This window comes from Bartonella sp. AP9QHHD (assembly GCF_042195625.1).
Taxonomy (GTDB): Bacteria; Pseudomonadota; Alphaproteobacteria; order Rhizobiales; family Rhizobiaceae; genus Bartonella.
In genome coordinates, this window is sequence record NZ_JBHIOP010000101.1 from 1 (window position 1) to 19,819 (window position 19,819).

General features: G+C 37.3%; 12 protein-coding genes and 1 pseudogene. 3 read left to right on the plus strand and 10 right to left on the minus strand.

Features of this window, described 5'->3' with window-relative positions:
- Positions 1-345 (minus strand): annotated as a pseudogene (locus ACFIK4_RS08845) (hypothetical protein); the annotation flags it as partial.
- Positions 346-1,046: 701 nt separating this feature from the next.
- Between ACFIK4_RS08845 and ACFIK4_RS08850 the strand changes: the two are divergent.
- The 3 genes from ACFIK4_RS08850 to ACFIK4_RS08860 all read left to right on the plus strand — a co-directional run bounded on the left by ACFIK4_RS08850 (position 1,047) and on the right by ACFIK4_RS08860 (position 5,641).
- Positions 1,047-4,733, plus strand: a complete 3,687-nt coding sequence (locus ACFIK4_RS08850) for a right-handed parallel beta-helix repeat-containing protein (RefSeq protein ID WP_375675779.1) — start codon at positions 1,047-1,049, stop codon at positions 4,731-4,733.
- 124 nt (positions 4,734-4,857) lie between these two features.
- On the plus strand, positions 4,858-5,445 hold the full coding sequence (locus tag ACFIK4_RS08855; protein WP_375628227.1) for an autotransporter outer membrane beta-barrel domain-containing protein: 588 nt from the start codon (positions 4,858-4,860) through the stop codon (positions 5,443-5,445).
- Entirely contained in the window at positions 5,423-5,641 is a 219-nt protein-coding gene (locus tag ACFIK4_RS08860) for a hypothetical protein (RefSeq protein WP_375612277.1), read from the plus strand. Before ACFIK4_RS08855 ends, ACFIK4_RS08860 begins: the two co-directional genes overlap by 23 nt.
- A gap of 591 nt (positions 5,642-6,232) precedes the next feature.
- On the opposite strand, the gene ACFIK4_RS08865 is transcribed toward ACFIK4_RS08860, so the two are convergent.
- The 9 genes from ACFIK4_RS08865 to ACFIK4_RS08905 form a co-directional block, all read right to left on the minus strand.
- Positions 6,233-7,015, minus strand: coding sequence for an ABC transporter ATP-binding protein (locus ACFIK4_RS08865; RefSeq protein ID WP_273790734.1), 783 nt, complete (start codon positions 7,013-7,015; stop codon positions 6,233-6,235).
- A complete protein-coding gene (locus ACFIK4_RS08870) occupies positions 7,002-7,886 on the minus strand; it encodes an ABC transporter ATP-binding protein (protein ID WP_273790733.1) in 885 nt (294 codons plus the stop codon). The genes ACFIK4_RS08865 and ACFIK4_RS08870 overlap by 14 nt, the downstream gene beginning before the upstream one ends.
- Complete coding sequence (locus tag ACFIK4_RS08875; protein ID WP_273790732.1) at positions 7,879-8,808, minus strand: ABC transporter permease; 930 nt, start codon at positions 8,806-8,808, stop codon at positions 7,879-7,881. Before ACFIK4_RS08875 ends, ACFIK4_RS08870 begins: the two co-directional genes overlap by 8 nt.
- Before the next feature lie 2 nt (positions 8,809-8,810).
- Positions 8,811-9,884: an ABC transporter permease gene (locus tag ACFIK4_RS08880; protein ID WP_375613823.1), complete on the minus strand. Its 1,074-nt coding sequence runs from the start codon at positions 9,882-9,884 to the stop codon at positions 8,811-8,813.
- Positions 9,885-9,994: 110 nt separating this feature from the next.
- Positions 9,995-11,611, minus strand: coding sequence for an ABC transporter substrate-binding protein (locus ACFIK4_RS08885; RefSeq protein WP_375612275.1), 1,617 nt, complete (start codon positions 11,609-11,611; stop codon positions 9,995-9,997).
- A gap of 361 nt (positions 11,612-11,972) precedes the next feature.
- Positions 11,973-13,598, minus strand: a complete 1,626-nt coding sequence (locus ACFIK4_RS08890) for an ABC transporter substrate-binding protein (RefSeq protein WP_375675780.1) — start codon at positions 13,596-13,598, stop codon at positions 11,973-11,975.
- 1,623 nt (positions 13,599-15,221) lie between these two features.
- Entirely contained in the window at positions 15,222-15,848 is a 627-nt protein-coding gene (locus tag ACFIK4_RS08895; protein WP_375638551.1) for a DNA-3-methyladenine glycosylase I, read from the minus strand.
- The gene (xseA, locus tag ACFIK4_RS08900) at positions 15,826-17,256 is read right to left on the minus strand and encodes an exodeoxyribonuclease VII large subunit (RefSeq protein WP_375675781.1); all 1,431 of its coding nucleotides are present in this window, start codon (positions 17,254-17,256) and stop codon (positions 15,826-15,828) included. Before xseA ends, ACFIK4_RS08895 begins: the two co-directional genes overlap by 23 nt.
- A gap of 400 nt (positions 17,257-17,656) precedes the next feature.
- Positions 17,657-19,288 carry an ABC transporter substrate-binding protein gene (locus tag ACFIK4_RS08905; protein WP_375638547.1) on the minus strand — a complete coding sequence of 544 codons (1,632 nt, stop codon included), beginning with the start codon at positions 19,286-19,288 and terminating at the stop codon, positions 17,657-17,659.
- Between the last annotated feature and the right edge of the window lie 531 nt (positions 19,289-19,819).

Here is a 19,819-nt window from a genome sequence, read left to right on the forward strand (position 1 = left end):
AGCCTTGGCACTCTCCGAGAGCTTTTCCTGTGTAAAAAAACTCTTCAACCATTGCCAAAAGTTGGAAAAGCTTTGTTTAACGCCCTCCCACAAATTGCCAAACCACTCGACAACAGCGCTAAGCTCTTGTTTAAACTTTTGCCAAGTTTGAGAGAAATCAAAAGCAGCAGCAATGATATTTTTCCATTTGGTGATGGTGGTGGTATCAGCACCAAAATAAACCAAGACGTGTGCGCCAGTCATGGTAAAGCGCAACACACGTAGAGCAATGTTAAAAGCCATCAGGGCGGCAATGGTTTTGATAATGGCGCTTGTTAAAACGGGATGGTCCTTGCCCCATGCCATTTTACAAAACGCGCATTTAATGGTAAAAAATAACCATAAAAACAATAAATTATCACGTATTTCTAACTAATCTCACCTCTTCCCACTTAGTACAAAACCTAATGTCAAACTACATCCAACGGAGTTTTGTATAGTATGTAGCCTTTCGGAAATTGTGGCTTATCAGCGGATTCTGTATATTTTTATATTTCATTCGTTCAAAGAAGACACTGAGCACTCAAAGAACCCTCAACGCTCTATTAAAGCCTTCTCTCATTTTTGCTGTCAAAAACTCATTCGATACATAATGTAGGTAAGAACAATCAATTATCACATATCCACTCTAATTTCACCTTTTTCCACTAAATATAAAATATTAAAAACACTACTATTCTTATTTATATTATATTTTTTACTTTATTTTATATAACTGTATTTCTTTAATTATACATCAAGAAATATTAAAATAAATGAATATTGATATAAAATAATATGTACCATTAATAAAAAACTTATTTTTAAAATATAATTATATAAAAATACATTATGAAATAAATTTAATATTACATAATTAAACATAAATACAACTTTAAATTTGACAAAAAAAGCAAAACAAAATATCAAAGTGCTGTGTTATTAAAATAAAAGCAATATCTATTTCCACTTCTGCTTATGAAGTTAGCAGGAAAATGAATGTTGGGGGCTTTAAAAGGAGTAGACTGATGCCTAAAAAATTTCTTCTATCCTGCACAGCAATTGTGGCAGTTGTACTTTCTGGTATCAATCTTAATGCACAAGCTAAAAATCTTGAAATTTCAGAAAATAAAAAAGAAGTTTCCAACGAAACCTACGAAATTATTCACGCAAAAAAAGGTGGTCAAATTATCGGCAAGCATTTGACGATAATCGGAAACAAAAAAACAAACACCAACATAGGCACAAATGCGCACGCTATAACAGCTGAAGGTTCTAACACTGCGATTGAATTACTGGATGGTACAACCATTAAAGGAACTGGTTTTAGCATTTTCTTCGGTCTTGAAGCAAAGGATGGTGCTACACTGAAAATGACTGGGGGAACTATCACAGTTTCCAACACTGGCACTAAATTCTTGAACAGTAAGAATGCTGAAAACAAGCTAAAAGATATAATAATATCAAGTGGCAAAGGCAAAGCTCCACTAACTTTTGCAATATTTGCAGACAAAGACAGTGAAGTCACTTTAGAAAATGTAAAAGTGACTAAGGCAACGAATAGCGTTACAGCAAATAATAAATCTGAAATCACGATATTGGGAGGATCATTTGATGCCACAAAGGCAGCAATATCTGCTTACAATGGCAGTCGCGTAACTCTAACTAACAATGTTCAAACTACATCATCTCATGGCACTGGACTCCATGCAACAGATTCAGAAACCACAATCGAAATGACGGGAGGAAGCGTAATCACAGAAAAAATGGCGTTGGTTGCAGAAAACGGTGGACATATCAAGGTCACGGATGTTGCGTTAACTGCGACGAATGATAAAATCGGAACAGTTGTCGCCGGCGGTCCGAACAGCGTGATTGAATTGCATGGGAATACAACAATTAAGAATGCTGTAATCGGTCTTCATGCACAAAACAGTGGAATGATTAAAATGATCGGAGGGACCATTACAGCTTCTGCAACCGGCGCTGGTTTCTATAATAGTAAGAGCAATGGAAACAAGCTAGAAAATGTGAAAATATCGGGCAGTAACCATAAAGAGCCTAAAATCACAGGAATAGGTGCCGACAAGGAAAGCAACGTCACTTTAGAAAATGTAACAGTTACGCAGGCAAAAAGTGGCATAGTTGCAAATAATCATTCTAAAGTAACGGTTTCTGGAGGATTATTTGAGGGCAAAAACGTAGGGGTATACGCTGGAAACGGCAGCAACATTACTTTAACCAGCAATAAAAAAGGTAACGTTCAAGTTACATCAACATCATCGAATAGCAAAGGACTCTACACAAATGGTTTACATTCTACCATCACAATGACGGGAGGAACAGTAACCGGAGAATTAGCGTTGGTCGCAGAAAACGGTGGACATATTAAGGTCACGGATGTTGCTCTAACAACAAATGAACATGGGGGCAAGGTCACTGATGTTCCTATAATAGGCGCAGGAGTCAATAGCGCTAATAGTATGATTGAATTATATGGCAATACAACGATTAAGAATGCTGGTGTTGGGCTTGTGGCAAGTAACGGTGGCGTAATTAAAATGATTGGGGGGACTATTACAACTTCTAAAACTGGTGTTGGCTTCGTGAACAGTAAGAGCGCCGAAAGTAAACTAGAAAATGTAATAATATCAACCGGTAAAGATAAAAATTCAGGCAAAGGAATTCTTCTAGAGAAAGAAAGTGGTCTCACTTTAAAAAATGTAAAAGTGACTCAAACAGGCAACAGCGTAATTGCAAATAATCGTTCTAACATAACAATCTCTGGAGGATCATTTGATTCAAGCTATGCAACAATATGTGCTCAAAACGGTAGCAGTATCACCTTAACGGACAATGCTCAAATTACGTCACATGATGAAGCAGGCCTCTATGCACGAGACTCAAAATCCACAATTACAATGACAACAGGAAACGTGACAGGAAAATATACAGCCTTAGAAGCAGACATAGGTGGCCATATTACGGTTACAAATGTTGCTTTAAAAGCAACTAATAATGGCAGTGGTGTAGCTGCTGGTGCAGCTGCCTCTGGCTCTAACAGTGTGATTGAATTGCTTGGCAATACAACGATCAGTGACGTTAAAATCGGAATTGATGCGCAAAACGATAGCACAATCAAAATGATCGGAGGAACCATTACTGCTTCCGAAGCAGGCGTTCACTTGTTAAAAAACAAGAGCAATAACAAACTGAAAGATGTAACGATATTAAATCGTAAGGATAATGCACTACTAATCAATGCAATAATTGCAAGAAGAAGTGCCATTACTTTAGAAAATGTAACCGTTCCGCAAGCAATCAATAGCATAATTTCAGATAATGGTTCTCAAATAACAGTTTCTGGAGGATCATTTAACGCAAAAGGTGCAGCAGTATCTGCTATAAACGGCAGTACTATTACTTTAACTGACAATGCTCAAATTACATCATCTGATGACAGTGGGCTCTATGCAAAAGATTCAAAATCCACCATCACCATAACGGGAGGAACAGTACAAGGTAAAACTACTGCATTATTTGCCGGAAACGGCGGACATATTAAAGCCACGAATGTTACTCTAATAACAGCAGATAATAACGGATTCGGTGCGGAAAGCCAAGATGTTGGCAGTTTAGTTGAATTATATGGCCATACAACGATTAAAAATGCTGAGATCGGACTTTATTCAGAAAATGGCAGCACAATCAAAATGAGTGGAGGGACAATAATTGCCGAAAATAGTGCATTTGTTGTAAATAATAATGGACATATTGATGTAACAAATGTTTCTGCCACAGCAGAAGATAGAGGTATCGCATTTGAAAAGTCTAAGAACAATAGAACATCAGAAATCAATTTAACCAATACAAAACTTCATATTAAAAACGGTACTGGAATTAATGCAAATGAATCAATTGGTAAAGCCAATCTCAAAAATTCAGAAATCCGTGCCAATGTTTTATTAGTAACCGAAGCTTCAACGAAAAAAAATGATTTCACTTTTACACTAAACGCCGATCGCTCCATCTTAGACGGCAAAGTGAGCACTGAAAAAAAATTCAAAACAGTCTTTGATTTGCAAAACAATACGAAATGGACATTGAAAACAAGCACAAATAAAAAAAGCCAGAACAAAAAACTGCTTGATATTGCTCAAAGAGCACGTTCTGATATTTCTGTCCTTAACATCAATAACAGCTCTATTGTTTTTGAAGAGCCAACTGAAAATCATTATCACACGTTGCACATAGGATCTGGCAGACCAAATACTAAAAAAGTCTACAATGCTACAGGAAAAGCAGAAATTCATTTCAACGTCGAATGGAGTGATAGTGCTGCCATAAACAAACAAAAAGCTGACCATCTTCTGATTCACGGTGATGTTTCAGGTACTACACTGGTTTATATCACTGGACATTTAGAAAAGAACAATATTAAAGCAGACGCTTCTGCTCTTACCAGTGCACGTGGTCTTTCACTCATTCAAGTTTTTGGGAAAGTAAATCAAAACTCTTTCAAACTTGCACAGGACTATATCACAATAAGTGGTTCACCTTATAAATATATACTGAAAGCTTATGGACCAAAATCAAACCACAGTAAAACAAATGCTGAACAAAACCTTTTAGGAGAAAATAAAAATTTCTGGGATTTTCGCTTACAACCAGTACTGCTTGATAGCGACTCAAAAGTAAAAACCATCGTGCCATAAATACAAACTATTTGATCAAGCCCCAATGCTCTCTTGTACGCTGGATTGACCAATATGGCTAAGCAAAATGCAACTGTTAACCAATATGCGACATTTGTCTTAAGGAAAGAATAAGACAAACGGAATGGCTTTTTCTTATATACCTATGGAAAAACAGGAAGCTTATTTTTTGATAAGTAGTACTTCTAGTAGATATGGTTATAGCAGTGCTCATCTTCGTTATGCTTCTCTACAAGGAGGTGTTAACTTTGTCGCGCTAGAAGGGAAAAATATCTACAACACATTTTGGTCTTATAGAAACCTATGGACAACTCTCTTTGCACTCCAAAGAATATGCAAGACAGCAAGTAAGAGCATATTGAATAAATGGTCATTTCACTCACCGCCTATGGCAGTAAACAGCGTGACAGTGGTTTCTATCTTGATACGCTGTTTATCCTATGGATTCCTAAAGAGAAAGATCACCAATGCCCTCATTAGTACAACCACAAAATTGAAAAATGCAAAAATGTTGGCGATCTCCACAACTGTTAGCAAACAATTTGCAACGGGTATCCAAGGCGTAACATTCGAACCGCAGGCACAGCTTGCCTATCAACATTTGATGTTTGATACCATTAAAGATGCTGATAATCTGACCATTAAGATGCAAAATCCTTCTCAATGGATAATCCCGTGTTGGTGGACGTTTGACAAAAACCATTGCCACTGAAAACAGCCGTCCTATGTCTTTCTATGGAAAAGTAAACTTAATCAAAACCTTTGGTGATGATCAGACATTCCATATTGATAAGTATTATAAATGTGACCCCTCGGGAAGTTTCGTTGAAGGTGGCCCACAATTGTCCGCTAACCTCTCCCTTCATGGTGATGTCAGCTATCAACAAAAGCTTCAAAAACTGGTATAAGTGGTGCAAGCTTTTCAGGAGGAATACTCTATCAGTTTTAAATCAAGACTGTAAAAATAGCCTATTCAATTTAACAAAAAGGCAGCATATTGCTGCCTTTTTGGTTTATTATAAGCTGTTTTTAAGCGCTTTTTTAAATAGAGAACAGCGAAATATTTGAAGACAGTCATTGACCATTGGATGTTTTTTACAAAAAATTCTTTTTATAAAGAATAAAACTGTAAAAAAGAGAACAACCAAAAACAAAATGATATTGTAAAATAATGAGAAGCTTTTCTAGAAAATACAACATTACTATCGTTTGTTATTTCTCACGAATTTAATGCTTAAAATTCCAAAATAAAACTTTTGAACATAAAATGATAAGTAAAAAATAATGCAATAATATCAAACAAAGGGATGTATGTTATAAGTCACTCATATATTTCAAAATGGAAGTTCTAATAGGATTTAAAATATTACAGCTCAAACACTGCCCAGAAAATTCATACTGAAAAAATCCTATTATCCCCTTCCCTCTTAACAATGCCGCCAAACATCTCCAGAAACTTCAAAACAAATAAAATTGCATTTTCTCTTCTGTAAAATTGATCATGCTCTTTGCTCTCTATGGACAATAGGCTCTATACTTGCTTCAAAAAACTCCTTTGTATAATCGTGTTGCGCATGTAGATTACGCAATTCATCATTGCTAAGCTCTTCAAGAATAATCCCTTTATGCATAATTCCAACACGTTCACAAATATGTGCAACAACAGCAAGATCATGGGATACCATTAAATAAGTAAGCTTTTTTCTCACGCGCAGTGATTTCAACAAGTTTAAAATTTCAGCCTGTACCGACACATCCAATGCAGATGTTGGCTCATCAAGCAACAACACCTCTGGCTCAATAATTAAAGCACGTGCAAGAGCAATACGCTGACGCTGCCCTCCAGACAACTCATGAGGATAACGATAAAGAAATGAAGAATCTAAACCAACGGAATCTAAAGCATCCTCCACCCGCTCTCTTTGATTATCCATTCCATGGATTTTGAGCGATTCAGAAAGAACCGTATGGACCATTTTTCTTGGATGCAGCGAAGCATAAGGATCTTGAAAAACCATTTGAATACAGCGTAAAAAATCCTTACTTCTTTTCTTTTCAACTTCTTGTCCAGCAAAAAGGAATTTTCCACTATAATCTGGAATAAGCCCCACCAATGTATTCAAAATAGTTGACTTTCCACATCCGGATTCACCAATCAAACCATAAGCTTCACCACGCTTAATATGAAAATTAACATTTTTAACAACTGTTACTGCCTTATGCCTGTGCCCAAAAGTTACAGATAAATTAGAAACATCAATAATATTCTCACAATTTGTCATGAGGAACCTCCTCAACGCCATTAACAATCGTAGGATTATACAACCAATCAGGATCACGCTCAGGAACAGCCAAAATATCAACTGGATTATCAAGCCGTGGCAAACTCGCGAGCAACGCCTTTGTATAAGGATGACAAGCGTGAGACAAATCAGAAGCAGGCAACTCTTCTAAGACACGGCCCGCATACATCACCAAAATACGATCACAAAAATCAGCAATCATATTTAAATCATGACTAATGAAAATAAGTCCCGTTCCAGATTTTGTCACAAGTTCATCTAATACAGATAAAACTTGTCGTCTGACCGTAATATCAAGTGCAGATGTTGGCTCATCAGCAATAATTAAATCAGGTTTTGGAATGAGCATCATTGCAATCATCACGCGCTGCCCCATCCCCCCAGATATTTCATGAGGAAAGAGACGCATCACATGTTCAGGATCACGAATATGAACAGATTCTAACATAGATATGGTGCGCTCCCTCGCTTCAGCTTTTGAAACACGGTAATGAATACGGTAAGCCTCCATAATCTGTTCCCCGATCCGTATTAATGGATTAAGTGAATATTTGGGATCCTGTAAAATCATTGAAATACGTTTCCCACGGATTTTTCGCATCTGAGGTTCACTTGCGGCCAATAAATCAACATCCTCAAAGCGCATTTTTTTAGCTTTAACAATGGCTGCTTTTGGACTCAATCTTAGTATTGCGCGCCCAGTCATCGATTTTCCAGATCCGGATTCACCAACAATTCCAATTTTTTCTTTTCCAACAGAAAAACTAACGCCACGCACAACTTCTGAAATGCCGCGCGTTGTAGGAAAAGAAATACGTAAATCTTCTACTTCTAATAATTTATTACCCATTGCGTGGATCCAATACATCACGAAGACCATCACCTAAAAGGTTGAAAGCAAGACTTGCAAATAATATTGCACAGCCTGGTATTGCCGCCAACCACCAATTTGTCATCATAAATTCCCGCCCTGAAGAAAGCATCGCACCCCATTCAGGACTTGGAAGTTGAGCTCCCAACCCTAAAAAACCAAGACCAGCAGCCGTTAAAATAATTCCAGACATATCCAAAGTTAATCGTACAATCACTGAAGGAATACACATGGGCGCAACATGAAACAAAATAATTCGCCAAGCAGAGGCCCCTTGCAGGCGAACTACAGAAACATAATCAGAAGAACGTATTGTCAAAGTCTCAGCACGTGCTAAACGTGCAATTGGTGGCCATGCTGCAATTGAAATTGCAATAGAAGCATTTTCAATCCCTGGTCCCAATGCGGCTGAAAATGCAAGAGCTAAAATCAAACCTGGAAAAGCAAGAAAAATATCGACAATGCGCATGAGCACAGTATCAACCCATCCGCCCATATAACCAGATACAGTTCCAACAATAAGCCCTATTGGACCTACAATAACTGTTGTAAGAAAAACAACATAAAGAGTAATACGGGAACCAAAAACAAGGCGACTAAAAATATCACGTCCCAATTCATCTGTTCCAAAATAATGCGCCATAGAGGGTGGCTGCAACCGATGCCCCAGATCATTGCTAAGAAAATCATGCGTAGCAATCCAAGGAGCAAAAAATGCACATATGATAATAATACAAATAATAAGCAGACCGAATACAGCCGAAAAGTTATGAAAAAACTTAGCCAGTGCGTGATAAATTCTTTGTATGTTCGCTTGAATTATGGAGTTTGGAACAGGATCGTTTAACCAACTACCCAAAGAAGATGATGATTGCGATTTATGATGATTACTTACTGTCATATTCAACGTGTCCTTGGATCAAAAATGCGATAAAGCAAATCAGAAAATAAATTAATGGCGACAAAGATAAATCCTACAAGTAAAGTACATCCTACAACTGCATTCATATCTCCGGCTAAAAGAGCATTTGTCAAGTAATGTCCAAAACCAGGCCAAGCAAAAACTGTCTCCGTTAAAACAGCCCCTTCTAATAAAAAAGCATAAGAAAGTGCAACAACGGTAATAATTTGAACAGCAGCATTTCGAAAGGCATGCCCCCAAACGGTTCGCGCCCACGATAATCCCTTTACACGTGCAGTAATGATATATTCCTGATTAAGCTGCTCAATCATAAACCCACGAGTCATACGGCTAATATAAGCCATAGCACCGAAAGCCAAGATCAAAGCAGGCATAATAACGTGACTAAAAACATTACCAAAAGCCTCCCATTGTCCTTGGCTTGCAGTATCCCAAAGGAAAAATCCTGTTTTTGGTTCAAAAGAATATTCATAAAGAAAATCAAGTCGTCCTGGGCCACCAACCCAGCCAAGCTTGGCGTAAAATATTAACAACGCCATTAATCCGAGCCAAAATGTTGGAGTAGAATAACTTACAAGTGTAAAAACACGGACAACATAATCAATAAATGAATCGCGATACATTGCTGCAAAAACACCAAATGGAATTCCAAGACTTGTGCCAATAACAATAGCAACGGTTGCAAGCTCTAATGTTGCAGGAAACACACGCATAATATCGGCTAGAACAGGTCGCCCAGAAGTTAAAGCATCTCCAAAGTCAAACAAAAATACATTATGAAGATACTTCCAATATTGGACAATCAACGGCTTATCAAGACCCAGCTTATAATACATTGCATCATAAGCTTCCTGACTGATATTATCACCAAGAATAGACAGAACCGGATCTAGAGGAAGAAGATGACCAAGAAAAAAAGTGATCGTCACCAACCCAAGCAATGTGATAAAAACTGAAATAAGAAGTTTCAATCCTTTGCATAAAAAATCCCATAAAAATAATTTTTTCTGCTTTTCTGATACAGCTCTTTCAGTCTCTGAAAGTGGCAAAACCATTATAAAAATCCCCTCTGTAGCGACAAAACATAAAGCAAATACTTTTTTATATAACAAAACAATCTCTTATTAAGCATGTTCTACAATCCTTTTCTATAACATGCTTCTTTTTATTTTTCTGCTTCATTGTAATAAAGTCTATAACTGTTCCAAATCCATTTTTTGACATCAGGCCCCATACCAACGGTATAATATGTCTGAAATAAATAAACCATAGGACCATGCTCTAGCACATAATGCTGTAAAGTACGATATTGCATGATACGCTTATTGGGGTCTTTCTCAAACAAAGCATCCATCACCATGTTATTAATATTTTCATCATAATACCCAGCGCGCCAAGCTAAATACATATTGTGCTTTTTTGTAAATGTTGGATCAGGGTTAAACACGTGATTTAATGAAGCAGGATGTCCATCAGGATCGGCACTCCCCCACCCCATAATAGCAGTATCATAATTTCCACCACGTACACGGCTCAACAATTGATTTTGTGCCATTTTTTCAATTGTAAGCTCAACACCAATTTTGCGTGCATTGGCTTGAATAGACTGTGCAACAGACGACATATAACTAAGGCTTCCAACTAAAAGATTAGCTTTAAACCCATTAGGATAACCAGCTTCAGTAATCAGTTGTTTTGCTTTTTTCAAATCCAACTGAAAAGGCAAACCTTCTTTTTCATCTAAAGCACCTGGAACACCTAAAGACATATAAGTTGCCCGAGGAATAGCAATCCCTTTCAAAACAGTTTTTCCAAGACCTTCATAATCAACCAAATAACGAAGTGCCAATCTGACCTTTTCATTCGCAAAAATTGCATTCTTATTATTTAACGATAAGTAAATAATCTGCGGACGCAAAACACGACTAATTTTGACTGGGCCTCCTTTTTTTTCAAGATCTAAAATATCCTCTGAAGAAAGATCACGCACTATATCCACATCACCTTTTTCCAAAAGAAGTCTTTGACTTGATGAATCCGCTACATGCTGCACAACAATCTGCTTAATTTTAGGCACATCGCCCCAATAATGTTGTGTCGCCTCTAACACAACTTTATCTCCTGGAGACCAGCTCACCAATTTATAAGGTCCAACACAAGCTGTATGTGTTGCTAAATATTTATTCCCCATATCACCGTTAATACTCTGTGCTTCAATTGTTTTCCGATCAAGCAAAGCAGAAGCATAAGATTGTCCAATAACAGTCAATATGAGCTGAATAGGATAGGGTTTATCTAATTTTAATTGTAAAGTCTTATCATCAAGAGCCTGAATATTTGTTTCAATATTGTTTTTGGTAAACCCATAATCCATTAAAGATTGAGCATAGCTTAATCCTAATTTAATAATCCGTCGCATCGACCATACCAAATCTTGCGCTGTAGCCATCCTTCCATCATTAAACTTTAAATCATCACGAAGATGAAAGACTATTCTTTTGCCATTGTCTAAAACGTCCCAAGATTTTGCCATAGCAGGGCGAATTTTTGTAGGATCATGCTCATCATATTGCACTAACGCGCTGCAAATATTCGTTAATAACTCACTCGTCACAACCTCAACAGTTTGCGCTGGATCAAAACTACTAATTGAATCAATATTCCATGCCATTACCAATATATCTTTAGATGAGGCACTGAATGCCGTTGTTACAGCCCCATTAAAAAAAATGATTGAGCTTAATAAAATAGAAATTTTTTTCAATATTCTTTGTTTTCCCATTTTATCTCTTCCTTTTGTATTCTTCTACCTTTTCACACAAAGTGATTGTGATTTTGCTTAAATAGCATAGCATTAGACATCAATTTCATTTAATCAAACTAAGCATCTACAAAATAATTTTCTTATACATCAGTCTATATTCGGGATGCAGAGAATCTATAACCATAAACAAAGATCCTCCCCAATATAACTTTCTATATTCATCGCTCCCTATAAACGATCTTAATTATATACTGCTACTACACAAACATCCCTCACAGTTTCATCCTAAAAAAACTGAAGAGCTTTATATGGGAGAATATTTTCATCATGCAATTATGATTAAGCTCTTTTTAGCTTTGATAACACTAAAAAGACACACTTATTTTTCAATTTTACTATAAAAAATACGCGGTGCACTATTCCAAACCCATTTTTTGACATCAGGCGTCATCGCGACAACGCTATATTGTTGAAAGATAAACGCATAAGGTCCTTTTTGCATTAATTCACGTTGTAAATCAGCATAGAGTTGCGCTCGTTTTTGCGGATTTTTTTGAAACAACGCTTCTTCAACTTTTTGATTCATCGTTTCATCCAAATACCCATGCTTCCAACTAGGATAGGCTGTATTTCTAGCCTCAAAACGATTATCTGGATTGAAAATAAGACGTGAAGCCATGGTATGAGGATCCGCAGAATCATTATTCCATCCGATAAAAGCCGTATCAAAAGCTCGAGCATCCACTTTTGAAAATAACTGTGTACCTGCTACACGTTCAATTTTAAGACGTACGCCCGCCTGTGCAGCACTATCCTGGAGTGACTGAGCAAGTAACAAAGTATAAGGAGTGTTTGACACGAGAAAATTTGCCTCAAATCCATTCGGATAACCAGCTTCTGCTAAAAGCTGCTTGGCTTTTGCAATATCAAGTTTAAAGGGTTGCCCCTCTTTTTCATCCAAAGCCCCAAAGTTGCCAAGAGGAATAAAACTGGCCCGTGGGATACCAATCCCTTTGAGAAGCTTCTTGCCAAGACCTTCATAATCTATGAGATAACGCATCGCCAAACGTACTTTTTCCTTAGCAAAAATAGGATTCGTCGTATTGAATCCCCAGTACATCATAGTTGGCACTAACACTCTTTCAACTTTAACATCTGTTGTTTTTTGCAGATCTGCAAGATCTTCAGGTGTCAAATTACGAGCAACATCAATATCATGTTTTTGCAACAACAAACGTTGTGTTCCGGGCTCTGCAACATGGCGAATTAAAATCTGCTTCAGTTTAGGCGCTTGTCCCCAATAGTGAGAGCTTGCACGCAACAAAAGAGCTTCTCCAGGGCGCCAACTTTTTAACTGATAAGGACCAACACAAGCAGCATGACCTTTCAAATACTGATTTCCAAAATCGCCATCTTTTTCGTGTTTCATAATCGTCTTACGATCAAGCAAAGCTGTTGCACGACTCGCAACAATATTATTAAGAATGAGCTCTGCTGGATAAGGCTTATCAAATTTCATCACAACCGTTTTCTCATCGGGAGCTTGCAAAGCATCATCAACATTTTGTTCTGTAATTCCATATTCATTAAAAATTGCCGCATTACCCATCTTCAATTTGACAATCCGCTTCATACCCCAAACAAGATCATTGGCATTGGCTGATCTGCCATCATTAAACTTCAAACCATCACGTAAATGAAAAGTAATCACCGTACTGTGATCATCACCTGAAACATCCCAATGTGTTGCTAAAGCGGGAACCATTTTAGCAGGATCATCTGTCGCAGTACTGACCAAATTATCACAAATATTGTAAATAATTTCACTTCCATAAACATCATTAAGTTGTGCGGGATCAAACGTACTGATTGCATCAAGATTCCAAGCCATCACAAGGGTATCAGCGGGTGTTTTTGCTGAAACCTGTTGTACAACTACGCCCAAAGCCATAAGAGCAGCAACAAGAGAGCTGCTACTTTTCAATATTGTTTTCTTCAGGTTCATAAACTTTTCCCTTTATTTATTTTTATCAATTAATGACGCTGAAATAATATAGCAAATTTATAATTATAACATTGAATAAATACGTTCTAATCGCCTATATTTTTAATCACCTACACAGAGTCATCTACTTGATAAATTCATTGACTTACGTCTCAATAAACCATAACGAACATGCAATATATGTTTTGCTAACCAGTATTACATTCTTTTCATAACCTCTTTGCATATGATAATGCACTATATCAGTTCTCTATTAATCATCAATAAGCCTTGTCGCCCCAAAAATAGTGAGCTTTAAAAAAATCATTACGCAAAAATTTATGAATTCATTATTCTATTCCTTTAGGCGACATTTAAAATAAAATATGCAAACTTTTAAAATAGTCATCCCCCTCAAACACTGTTTCAAGATACGGCGCATCTTTACTACATGACAAAAACGACACTGGAACAGCAGAAAGACATAAGAAAATATCTTTTCTAAAACGCTATCCCCCACAAAAAGCTGCTTAATCTTTTGAAAAATAAGTGTCAAAAGTTTTACGTTTTTACCAACAAAACCAAACGCGTTAACAAAGATAAAGGAAAAATGAGAAGAATCATTCCTTCCACGCTTTATCTTTTGAGAAATAAAGCTTACAATAAAAGAATATACACTAAAATGCATCCCCCATTGATAAAAACAAAATTCATTAGACGCTTCCCCCCCAAAAGACATAACGAATATAAACCCTTCTAAACTTTAGTGTGCATCATTGCTTTACCACCATAAAAATAGAACAGAAAACAACATACCGCAATAGAACTCTCGTTTCCAGCGGAAACATACAGAGATTCAACGAAGCAATGCAGTGAATACCAGTCTGTCTGAGCTTAAGTATCCTCCCAAAACTGGAGCTCACACGCAGTAAAATTCCTCTCTAGTGAAGGAAAGTTATCAGATAATAAAACCTAACACAAGCAGCTTGAGTCATTTAACTTCAATTTTTCATCGCTGTATTTTATTTTTATTACCTAGGTAAGCATTGAGCAATCGACCTACATATAAATAAACCGACAGTCATACAAGCAAAGTAAAACAATGCAACAACAGCACCCCATCTAAAAACCACTTTGCATTCGTCAATAATCATGAATAAAATATTCATTAATTATAACCGTCATGTCATTAACAGAAATAAAAAAAACTCTTCTCAACCATTACAAATGCCAAAGACTGTTGCACAACATTGAGAGCTAGTAAAGTGTGTGATGGTGCCGATTTGCTCCTTCATAAGCGTAAAGATGGAGTGCACAATGGATTTACTGTCATACCATTCACGGGCGCCACCGCGAAATGGGTTTTGGTGTACTAAATGTTTCTTTAAAACATACAAGACATTACCATTATCTCACTTCAGATACATAACAGTTAAGGTATCACTTCTTTTGGCATCTGTTTTTTCATCCTCAAAATTATACCTTTATCGTTTTTAGTGCCAACAACAGTAGAAAATCATTAATATTGTATAGTTTGTATATTTCAATTATCTTATACAGTGGAATTGTATAATCTATACATTTATTAAATAATTCAATTATTATCCTATTGATCATTACTCTTACAAAAGACAGTTTGCCAATTTATCGACAAAAACATCCTTCAAGATGATCATTAACAATCCCTACGGACTGCATAAAAGCATAACAAATTGTGGGACCAACGAATGTCCAGCCACGTCTCTTCAAGTCTTGAGAAAGACGAAGAGAAGCAGGTGTCATAGGGTTAGCCAACAGTGTTTGAAAGTCTATCTTTTCATAACGCTCTGATTGTGGTGGCTGAAAAGACCAAAAATAGCGGGACAAACTTCCCCACTCTGTTATAATTTCTTGTGCTCTAAGTGCATTATTAAGCACTGATTGAATTTTTCCTTGATGGCGAACAATGTCTTTATTTTGCATTAACATTTTCACCTTTAGCTCATCGTAATGAACAATCTTTTCAAAGTCAAAGTGATCAAATGCAACGCGAAAAAAAGAGCGTTTTTTTAAAATTGTAAACCAAGAAAGCCCCGCTTGGAAACCTTCAAGACAAATTTTCTCAAACAAACGAATATCCTCAAAAATAGGCTTTCCCCATTCGGTATCATGATAAGCACAATAAAGTGGATCCGTTCCAGCCCATGCGCAACGAACTTTTTCATCCACTCCCTTAAGAAGACCTTCCGCAAGCATGGCATTAACCGTATTAAAAGAGAGTTCCTTGATCATCGCTTGGCGACTTTATCTGCTTGTGTTTTGACCGTTTAGAAAAAACAGGTTCTTGTGTTGCAACACTGATATCTCCATCAAAAAAGCGTAAATTTATTTGCCCTGTTTCAGGAAACTGAACCAATCGTTTAATGGGCTTATGATCTTTCCCCAAAGCCAAAACAAAACCGCGCTCCAAAATATTCTGATATGAAGTGCTTCTTAAAAGCCTAGATACTACCTCTAACCCAGCACGTTGTTTTTCCACACTACGCACAAAAGCACGCTGAAGACGTGCCGTATATTCCTTTGTATTGCGTTGTGCTTTTTCACTATTTAACAAATGCGGTGAAAAACGCACACCAAGTGCATGAAAAGAAAAACGTTTTTTATCGTAGCTTACACAAAGAGCACGCTGCAATCGACTTGAAGTTTCATCCAAACCACGCCGTGGTAAAGCAAAAAGTTGATCGGCAGTCGGAAGAGCTCGTAGAGTAGCACGCAATTTTTGTCGATAAAAATCCAAATAACGCGCGAGTCCCTTGCGCAAACGTGCATCAAGCGATGCCACCAGCACCTCGAGATCAAGCTTAACAGGAACAGCCCGTTCTGCTGCGGCGGTAGGAGTTGGAGCGCGCCAATCAGCCACATAATCAATCAAGGTCCAGTCCGTTTCATGCCCAATAGCAGAAATAACAGGAAGAGAAGATTCATAAACAGCACGAACAACAGCTTCGTCATTAAACCCCCACAAATCTTCTAAACTTCCTCCTCCCCGTGCAACAATAATAAGATCAGGTTTTGGAATAAGTCCACCTAGACCAAGAGCATTAAAACCTTCAACAGCAACAGCCACTTCCCTCCCACTTGTTTCCCCCTGAACACGTACAGGCCAAACCAAAATATGCAACGGAAAACGATCGGATATACGATGAATAATATCACGAATAACAGCACCTGTTGGTGATGTTACAACGCCTAAAATTCGAGGCATATAAGGCAAAGGTTTTTTCTTTTCTTCATCAAACAAGCCTTCTTCTAAAAACTTTTTCTTACGATTTTCAAGAAGTGTCATCAAAGCACCAACCCCCGTTGGTTCAAGAGCCTCAATGACAATTTGATATTTCGATGACCCTGGATACGTCGTAAGTTTACCAACAGCAACTACTTCCATCCCTTCTTCAGGAGGGAATTTGAGCTTTTCCATAACTCCACGCCAAATAACAGCTTCCAACCGTGCCTTATCATCTTTTAAAGCAAAATAAGCATGTCCCGAAGCATGAGTACCACGGTACCCTGATATCTCCCCACGCACCCGTACATAACCAAACTTTTCTTCAACAACACGCTTTAGAGCCCCTGCTATTTCGGAAACAGTGAATTCTGCCACATTTGTTACACCTGTTTTTTCACTAAACAAACTTACCATTTTTCAATTCTTTACGCCCGTTTCTGTGAATCTTTTTGAAACAACACATCTTTAAACTTTTGATTTATAGCTTCATCAAAATACCCATAACACCGGCTAGAACAGTTTATATTTTTAATTTCAAATCGATTATCAGGGTTGTAAAAAAACTTGAAGCCGTTGTACGGGGATGTCTAGAGTCATTATTTCATCCGAAAATTGTATCAATAGAAGTTAAAATATTCAATCCTAACATCCAAACAAACACATCTTCTATAAGAATTCCTGAAATAAAATTCTCTACACAACATAGTAATCCATTCCCGATAGAATTCAATGTATTGCAAAGTATTAAAGAGCTTTGCAATACATCAAATATATCATGACCCTGTTTTTTATATTTTATAAACTTGATACCTTCTTATTTTTCAATTGCACTATAAAAAATACGTGGTGCACTATTCCAAACCCATTTTTTAACATCAGGTGTCATCGCTATCGTGTGATACGTCTGATAGATAAAAGCATAAGGCCCTTTCTGCATAAAATCACGTTGTAAATCAGCATACATTTGCGCCCGTTTTTTGGGATCTTTTTGAAACAATGCATCTTGAACCTTTTGATTCATAGTTTCATCCAAATACCCATGGCACCAACTCGCATAGCCTGTATTTTTAGCCTCAAGCCGATTATCTGGATTATAAATAAGACGTGAAGCCATTGTATGAGGATCCGCAGAATCATTATTCCATCCGAAAAAAATTGTATCAAAAGTACGTGCAGATAGTTTTGAAAATAACTGCGTGCCTACGAAGCGTTCAATTTTAAAACGTACCCCCACCTTTTTTGCATTGTCTTGGAGAGACTGAGCAATAGGCAAAGCAAAAGGATAAGGAGAGGCACCGGCAAAAATACTGGCCTCAAAACCATCCGGATAACCTGCCTCTGTTAAAAGTTGCTTTGCTTTTTGGAGATCAAGTTTAAAGGGTTGTCCCTCTTTTTCATCCAAAGCTCCAAGATTACCAAGAGGAATAAAACTTGCACGTGGAATACCAACATCTTTGAGAAGAGTCTTACCGAGTCCTTCATAGTCAATAAGATAGCGCATCGCTAAACGCACTTTTTCATTGGCAAAAATAGGGTTTGTCACATTGAACCCCCATATGATCACGGATGGCTCTAACACTCTTTCAACTTTAATATCCGTTGTTGCTTGGAGATCTGCCAAATCCTCTGGCATCAGATTACGTGCAACATCGATATCGTGTTTTTGCAACAATAAACGTTGTGTTCCAGGTTCCGCAACATGGCGAATTAAAATCTTCTTCAATTTAGGCGCCTCCCCCCAATAATTGGAGCTTGCACGCAACAAAATTCCTTCTCCAGGGCGCCAACTCTCTAGCTGATAAGGACCAACGCAAGCAGAATGGCTTGCCAAATACCGGTTTCCCATATCACCATTTTTTTCGTGTTTCATGAGTGTCTCACGATCAAGCAAAGCAAGAGTACGACTAGTGGCAAAATGGCTAAGAATGAGCTCTGCTGGATAAGGTTTATCAAATTTCATCACAACCGTTTTGTCGTCCGGTGCTTGAAAAGCCTCATCAACGTTTTGTTCTGTAATCCCATATTCATTAAATGTCGCCGCAGTAGCCATCTTCAATTGAACAACCCGCTTCATGCTCCAAATAAGATCATTAGCATTCGCAGGACGACCATCATTGAACTTTAAACCATCACGCAAGTGAAAAGTAATCACCGTACTCTGATCATCACTTGAAACATCCCAACTCTTCGCTAAAGAAGGAACCATTTTAGCAGCATCATCTGTAGCAGAAACGACTAAATTATCACAAACATTAACAAGAACTTCATTACCATAACGGTCATTGATTTGTGCGGGATCAAATGTACTTATTGTATCAAGATTCCAAGCCATCACAAGCGTATCGGCAGGTGTTTTCGCTGAAACTTGTTGCACAAACATCCCCATTGCAAGAACAGCAGAAACAAAAGAACTGCCCTTTTTCAATATTTTTCTTTTCCCGTTCATAGAATTTTCCTTTTAAGATTTAAGGTTATTGTATAACTTCCCATGTGACAACATGCAAAAATGATAAGATCATGCTTAGAAAACACGCCTCCTAGAGGTAAAATATCAAAATCTCTAAAAGCAGCAGCCACTTTTCAAAAGCTCCTTCCCTCCCAAATACGTATAGAACAAACGAACATATGCAACGCAAAACGATCTGATTAAAATGAAGCTATCACGCACGATAGCACACGACATCACGGCACTTATAATTCAGAGCATATCAGACCAAAATCCTTCCTTGCTTCATTAAAAAGATTTCTTTTTCAAGTTTCTTCTTGCGATTTTCTAAAAAGTATCATCAAAGCGCTACTCTAATTGCTTCAAAAGCCTCAAAACAATTTGATATTTTGATGATCCTGAATAAATTTTTTCGTAACCATTTTCACCCTTCTTCAGAAGAAAATTCGAACTTTATTATAACTCCGTATCAAATAACAGCTTCGAACCTATAGATTATCATATTTTAAGTCATAAGGAATGTAACCTGAG